6 protein-coding genes and 1 pseudogene are annotated in these 6335 nt (G+C 69.2%); all 7 read left to right on the plus strand.

What is annotated here, in order from left to right:
• Window positions 1-439: pseudogene (locus ACFDSW_RS14430) on the plus strand (TetR/AcrR family transcriptional regulator); the annotation flags it as partial.
• A 120-nt stretch (window positions 440-559) separates the two neighbouring features.
• Entirely contained in the window at window positions 560-1606 is a 1047-nt protein-coding gene (gene obgE / locus ACFDSW_RS14435) for a GTPase ObgE (protein ID WP_375250970.1), read from the plus strand.
• 12 nt (window positions 1607-1618) lie between these two features.
• Window positions 1619-3202 carry a hypothetical protein gene (locus ACFDSW_RS14440; RefSeq protein ID WP_375250971.1) on the plus strand — a complete coding sequence of 528 codons (1584 nt, stop codon included), beginning with the start codon at window positions 1619-1621 and terminating at the stop codon, window positions 3200-3202.
• 34 nt (window positions 3203-3236) lie between these two features.
• Window positions 3237-4340 (plus strand): glutamate 5-kinase, encoded by a 1104-nt coding sequence (proB, locus tag ACFDSW_RS14445; protein WP_375250972.1) that lies wholly within the window; start codon window positions 3237-3239, stop codon window positions 4338-4340.
• Complete coding sequence (locus ACFDSW_RS14450; protein WP_375250973.1) at window positions 4337-5239, plus strand: NAD-dependent epimerase/dehydratase family protein; 903 nt, start codon at window positions 4337-4339, stop codon at window positions 5237-5239. Before proB ends, ACFDSW_RS14450 begins: the two co-directional genes overlap by 4 nt.
• Before the next feature lie 43 nt (window positions 5240-5282).
• Window positions 5283-5525: an acyl carrier protein gene (locus ACFDSW_RS14455; RefSeq protein ID WP_375250974.1), complete on the plus strand. Its 243-nt coding sequence runs from the start codon at window positions 5283-5285 to the stop codon at window positions 5523-5525.
• 4 nt (window positions 5526-5529) lie between these two features.
• The coding region (locus tag ACFDSW_RS14460) for an aminotransferase class I/II-fold pyridoxal phosphate-dependent enzyme (RefSeq protein WP_375250975.1) at window positions 5530-6335 on the plus strand (806 nt) is incomplete at its 3' end.

Below are 6335 nucleotides of genomic sequence, written 5' to 3' on the forward strand. Positions count from 1 at the left end.
GCTGCATCATTTCGGATCGGCGAACGGCCTGCAGAAGGCACTGATCGAAAGCATGGCGGCCAGGATCGTGCACACGATCCGCGATGCCGTGCGGCGATCGCGCGCCGCCCACGATCCGGCGGAGGTGGTCGATCTGGTGTTCGACGCCTTCGGCCGCAACGGCGCGGGGGCGCTGGCGGGCTGGATGATCCTGACCGGCAATCGCGATGCCCTCGACCCGATCCTGACCGCGATCCACGACCTGGTCGAAGATCTGTCGAAGGACGAGGAGCGCCCGAACGTGCCGATCCGTGACGAAACGCTGCACCTGGTGCTGATGGCGCTGGGCGATGCGCTGCTGGGCGCGCCGATGGCCCGCGCGCTGGACCTGCCGCGCGACAGGGCGCGCGCGATCGCGCGGCAGATGCTGCTCGCGGATCGGGGGTTGGCGGAACGCTGACGATCCCTGCGGCCGCGACGGCGACAGATCGCGCCGTCCCGCGCCCCATGGCCCTCGCTGCCCTGGAACGGCGTCGAAACACCTTGGTGTCGTTCGCACGAACCCGCTAAGCGGCTCGTTATGCATTTTCTGGATCAGGCAAAGATTTTCGTTCGCTCCGGCTCCGGCGGGCCCGGCGCGGTCAGTTTCCGGCGAGAGAAGTTCATCGAATATGGCGGGCCGGACGGTGGCAACGGCGGCAAGGGCGGCGATATCATCTTCGAAGCGGTTGCGGGGCTGAACACGCTGATCGACTTCCGCTACACGCAGCATTTCCGTGCGCCGCGCGGCCAGGGCGGTTCGGGCAGCAACCGCACTGGCGCTGGCGGCGAGGATCTGGTCATCAAGGTGCCGGTCGGGACGCAGATCCTCGCCGATGACGAGGAGCGCACGCTGCTCGTCGACCTGACGCGCGTCGGCGAACGGGTGCAGTTCCTGCGCGGCGGTGACGGCGGGCGCGGCAACGCCAGTTACAAGACATCCACCAACCGCGCGCCGCGTCAACACGGCACCGGCTGGCCGAGCGACGAGGCGTGGGTGTGGCTGCGGCTCAAGCTGCTGGCCGATGCTGGACTGGTGGGGCTGCCCAATGCGGGTAAATCGACCTTCATCAACGCGGTCACCAACGCCCAGGCGAAGGTGGGCGCTTATGCCTTCACCACCACCCGTCCGCAGCTGGGGGTGGTGCGCCACCACCAGCGCGAATTCGTGATCGCCGACATTCCGGGGCTGATTGAGGGCGCCGCCGAGGGCGCCGGGATCGGCGACCGTTTTCTGGGCCATATCGAGCGGTGCCGTGTGCTGCTGCACCTGGTCGACGCGCATGACGACGACGTCGCCGAGAGCTATCGCATCGTGCGCGACGAACTGGCGGCCTATGGCGGCGGTCTCGACGACAAGCCGTTCGTTGTGGCGCTCAACAAGATCGATACGCTCGACGACGAACTGATCGCGGCGCTGTCGGCGGAACTGGAGGAAGCGAGCGGCGTGCCGGTCATCCCCCTGTCCGGGGTAAGCGGCACCGGCGTCGATTGGGTGCTCGATCGCTTGCTGGAGGCGATCCCGTCGCACGAAGCGCCGGTCGAGGATGATGGCGAGGAAGACGCGGTGGAATGGTCGCCGGTCTGAACTGCTGACGCCGTGCGGGCCCCTGCCGCCGATCCCCTGCCGACTGTGTCGGCGCTGCGCTGGTGGGAAGCGCGTTGGTTCGCGGCACTGCTGCTGGTGGCCGCGACGATCCCGTTATGGTCGGTGCCGCTGCCGCCATTGACCGATCTGCCGGGGCATATCGGACGGTTCCACATCGCGCATGCGATCACGACATCGAGGCTGATCGCGCGGCATTGGGCCTATCACTGGATGCCGGTCGGCAACCTCGGGGCCGATATCGCGGTACAGGCGCTGGCGACATGGCTCCCGATCGAGCGCGCCGCGTGGCTGGTCGTCGCGGCGATCCCGCCATTGTGGATCGGCGGCCTGCTGCTGGTATCGCGCGAGAGCGGGGGGCACCCTTCCCCTTTCGCAGCACTGGCGCTGCCGCTCGCTTATGGCTTCCCGTTCCAGAACGGCTTCGTCAACTTCATGCTGTCGGCGGGACTCGCCTTCTATGCGCTGGCGCTGTGGATCGCGCTCGGCCGGCGAGGACGGATCGCGCTGCGCGCCATGCTGTTCGTTCCACTCGCCGCGCTCGTGTGGCTGGCGCACGGCTCGGGCTGGGCGCTGTTGGTGACTGCCGCGTTCGGCGCGGATGTCGCCCGCGCTCGCGGACGGGACAGCACATGGCCGGCGGCGTTGCTGCGCGCCGGCATCGGGGTGGCGCCGATGCTGCCCCTCCCGTTGATCGCAATCCTGCCGGCGCACGGCGAGCATGCCGCGATGCGATGGGACTGGATCGCCAAGGTCGGCTGGCCGGTGATGCTGCTGCGTGAGCGGTGGATCGTCTGGGATGTCGCGGGCGCGCTGCTGCTGCTGGCCGCGATCGGCATCGCGCTGTCGCGGCGGGGATGGCGGATCGATTCCATTGGCGGGGCGGCGGCGCTGGCCACGCTGGCGGCCTATGTGATCCAGCCGAAAATGGCGATGGGCGGCAATTTCGTCGATCTGCGCATGCTCGCGCCCGGCATCGCGCTCGCGCTGGTGTCGATCCGTCCGCCCGCCGCGCTCGCCACGCGCTGCGCGGCGGCGGCGCTGGCCTTCGCCACGGTGCGACTGGCGACGAGCGGCGTCGCGCTGTTCGTCGCCGCGATCCCGCAACAGCAGGCGCTGGCCGCCGTACCGCATTTGCCGCGCGGGGCCGCCGTCCTCGTACTCGTCGGCAAGACCTGCGAAGCCAGTTGGGCGGGGCGGCGGCTGGATCATATCGCGGACCTCGCGATCGCCCGCCGCGAGATTTTCGACAACAGCGAATGGATGCTCGCCGGGCAGCAATTGCTCGATCATCGGCACGCGCGCGCTGGCCGCTTCTCCGCTGACCCGTCGCAGCTCGTCTTCCCGCCCGACTGCCCCTATCAGGCCACGCGGATGAGCGACGCGATCGCCACCTTCGACCGCGGCACGTTCGGCTATGTCTGGACGATCGACTTGCCCGCGCGCGCCCGGCTTGCCCCGGACGTGCGGCTGATCTGGTCGAACGCCATATCGGCACTCTACGTGGTCGGTCAGCCCACACGCGGCGACCGCCGCCCGCACCTCCTTCGTCAGGCATCGCGCGACGTCGCCGATTGAGCACATGCGCCGCGCGCGCTAACGCGGCCGCACCATGTCGCTCTTCCCGCCCGAAACCTGCGCCCGCCTGATCGTCAAGATCGGCTCGGCGTTGCTCGTCGATCCCGATGGCGGGGTCCGGCGAGCGTGGCTGGAGGGGGTCGCGCGCGATATCGCCGAGCGCCACCGCGCGGGGCAACAGATCGCGGTCGTCTCGTCCGGCGCGATCGCGCTCGGCGCCCGACGGCTGAAGCTCGACAAGGGCGGCCGGGCCAGCCTGGAGGATGCGCAGGCCGCCGCCGCCACGGGGCAGATCCTGCTCGCCGGCGTATGGGCCGAGGTGCTGGGCGCGGAGGCGCTGACCGCGGCGCAGATGCTGGTGACGCTCGGCGATCTGGAGGAGCGACGCCGTTATCTCAACGCCGCCGCGACGCTGAACCGGCTGCTGCATCTGGGCGTCGTGCCCGTCATCAACGAAAACGATTCGGTCGCCACGGAGGAAATCCGCTTCGGCGACAACGATCGCCTCGCCGCGCGCGTGGCACAGGCGGCGGGGGCACAGGGCGTGCTGCTGCTCTCCGACATCGACGGGCTGTACGATCGCAATCCCGCGCTTCCCGGTGCGGTGCACATGCCGCGCGTCGAGCGGATCGACGGCGTGGTGGAGGCGATGGCGGATCGCGGCTCCGCTTCCGGCATGGGCTCGGGCGGCATGGTTTCCAAGATCGCCGCCGCGCGGATCGCCAATGCCGCCGGTGCCGCGCTGGCGATCGCGTCCGGCCGGGTCGATCGCCCCCTGTCGCAGGCCTCGCGCCACACGCTGTTCGTGCCGGAGCGTGCCGCCACCGCGCGCAAGGCGTGGCTGGCGGGCGGACTGACGGCGCAGGGCGCGATCCATGTCGACGCCGGCGCCGTACTGGCGTTGCGCGACGGACGCAGCCTGCTCGCCGCCGGCGCGACGCGGATCGAGGGGCAATTCGCCCGCGGCGACCTGATCACGATCGAGGGCCCCGGCGGCACGCTGGCGCGTGGGCTGGCCGAATATGACGCGGCCGACGCCCGGCGACTGCTCGGTCGGCGCAGCGACGAACATGCCGCGATCCTTGGCTATGCCCCGCGTAGCGCGCTGGTGCATCGCAACCATATGGCGCTGTTGTGATCCTGGCGATCACCGGCGGCACGGGCTTCGTCGGCGGACGGACGATCGCCCTCGCGCTTGCCGCCGGGCACCGGGTCCGCGCGCTCGCCCGCCGTGCCCAGCCGCCACGCGACGGCGTCACCTGGGTGACCGGCACGCTCGACCATCGCACCGCGCTGGCCGCATGGGTCCGCGATGCCACGGCGGTGATCCATATCGCAGGGGCGGTCAACGCCCCCGACCGCGCCGGATTCGCCGCCGCCAATGTCGCCGGAACGCGCTCCGTGGCGGCGGCGGCGCACGATGCTGGCGTGTCGCGCTTCGTTCACGTCTCCTCGCTCGCTGCACGCGAACCCGCATTGTCCGACTATGGCTGGTCGAAAGCAGAGGCGGAAACGGTGGTGCGCGACAGCGCGCTGGAGGCGACGATCGTCCGTCCGCCCGGCGTCTATGGCCCCGGCGATATGGAACAGCGCGACCTGTTCCGCGCGGCGCGGCGCGGGATCGTGCCGATGCCGCCGCGCGGCGGTCGTCTGTCGATCATCCATGTCGACGATCTCGCGCGCCTGCTGCTCGCGCTTGCCGCAACGCCGGACGACCGGGGGCTGTACGAGCCCGCCGACCCAAGCGGCGCGATGACCTATACCGCCTTCGCGCAGGCGATCGGACGCGCGGTCGGGCGCTCGGTCGCCACACTGTCGCTGCCCGCCCCGTGGCTGCGCCTCGCCGCGCGCGCGGATCACTTCTGGCGTGGCGCCGACGCCAAGCTGACCGCCGACCGGGTCGCCTATATGCTGCATCCGGACTGGACCGCCGATCCGGCAAAGGCGCCACCGCCCGACTTGTGGTTGCCACGGATCACCACCGATCACGGGCTGCATGCCACCGCCTTATGGTATCGCGCCTACGGCTTGCTATAGCATCGCCCGCAAACCGCCGCATTCAAGGGCCACGACGCACGACATGACCGACCGCACCGCCATCCTCGACACCGTCAAGGCCCAGATCGAACCCTTCAACAAAAAGGGTATCGCCATTACCGACGCCACCACCTTCCAGGGGGACCTGGAGTGGGATTCGCTGACCGTGATGGATTTCGTCGCCGCGATCGAGGACGAGTTCGACATCATCATCACGATGAACATGCAGGCCGAAATCGAAACCGTCGGCCAGCTTGCCGATGCGGTCGCCAAGCTGAAGGGCTGACAGGATGACCGAGGCTGGGCTGGTTCCCGACGCGCTTCCCGCCACCGCGCCGCTGGTCGCGCCCGAACGCGACCTGTTCTCCAAGTTCGATCCGTTGATCGCGGAGCGCGAGGCATTGATGTCGTCGGGTGTGCGCGACCCGTTCGGGATCGTCATGGAGCGCGTGCTCGGCCCCACCACCGCGGTGATCAAGGGCCGCGAGACGATCCTGCTCGGCACCTACAACTACATGGGGATGACGTTCGACGCCGACGTGATCGCCGCGGGTCAGCGGGCGCTGGCCGAATTCGGCAGCGGGACCAACGGCAGCCGCATGCTGAACGGCACGTTCCGTGACCATGTGGAGGCGGAGGAGGCGCTGAAGGCCTTCTATGGCGCCGATCACGCGATGGTCTTTTCGACGGGCTATCAGGCGAATCTTGGCACGATCTCGACGATCGCCGGGCGCGGCGAATATGTCATCCTCGATGCCGACAGCCATGCGTCGATCTACGACGGCTGCAAGATGGGTGATGCGGAGATCGTGCGTTTCCGCCACAATTCGGTCGAGGATCTCGACAAGCGGCTCGGCCGGCTGCCGAAAGAGCCGGGCAAGCTGGTCGTGCTCGAAGGCGTCTATTCGATGCTGGGCGATATCGCGCCGCTGCGCGAGATGGTCGCGGTCGCGCGGAAGCATGGCGCGATGGTGCTGGTCGACGAAGCGCATTCGATGGGCTTCTTCGGGGCGCATGGGCGTGGCGTGTACGAGGAACAGGGCCTGACGCTGGGCACCGATATCGACTTCGTGATCGGCACCTTTTCCAAATCGGT

It is taken from the genome of Sphingomonas sp. (assembly GCF_042091075.1).
Classification (GTDB): domain Bacteria; phylum Pseudomonadota; class Alphaproteobacteria; order Sphingomonadales; family Sphingomonadaceae; genus Sphingomonas.

Excerpts from the sequence above, each read along its gene's own strand:
- obgE (WP_375250970.1), top strand. The coding sequence starts at position 560 with ATGCATTTTCTGGATCAGGCAAAGATTTTCGTTCGCTCCGGCTCCGGC.
- proB (WP_375250972.1), top strand. The coding sequence starts at position 3,237 with ATGTCGCTCTTCCCGCCCGAAACCTGCGCCCGCCTGATCGTCAAGATC.
- ACFDSW_RS14455 (WP_375250974.1), top strand. The coding sequence starts at position 5,283 with ATGACCGACCGCACCGCCATCCTCGACACCGTCAAGGCCCAGATCGAA.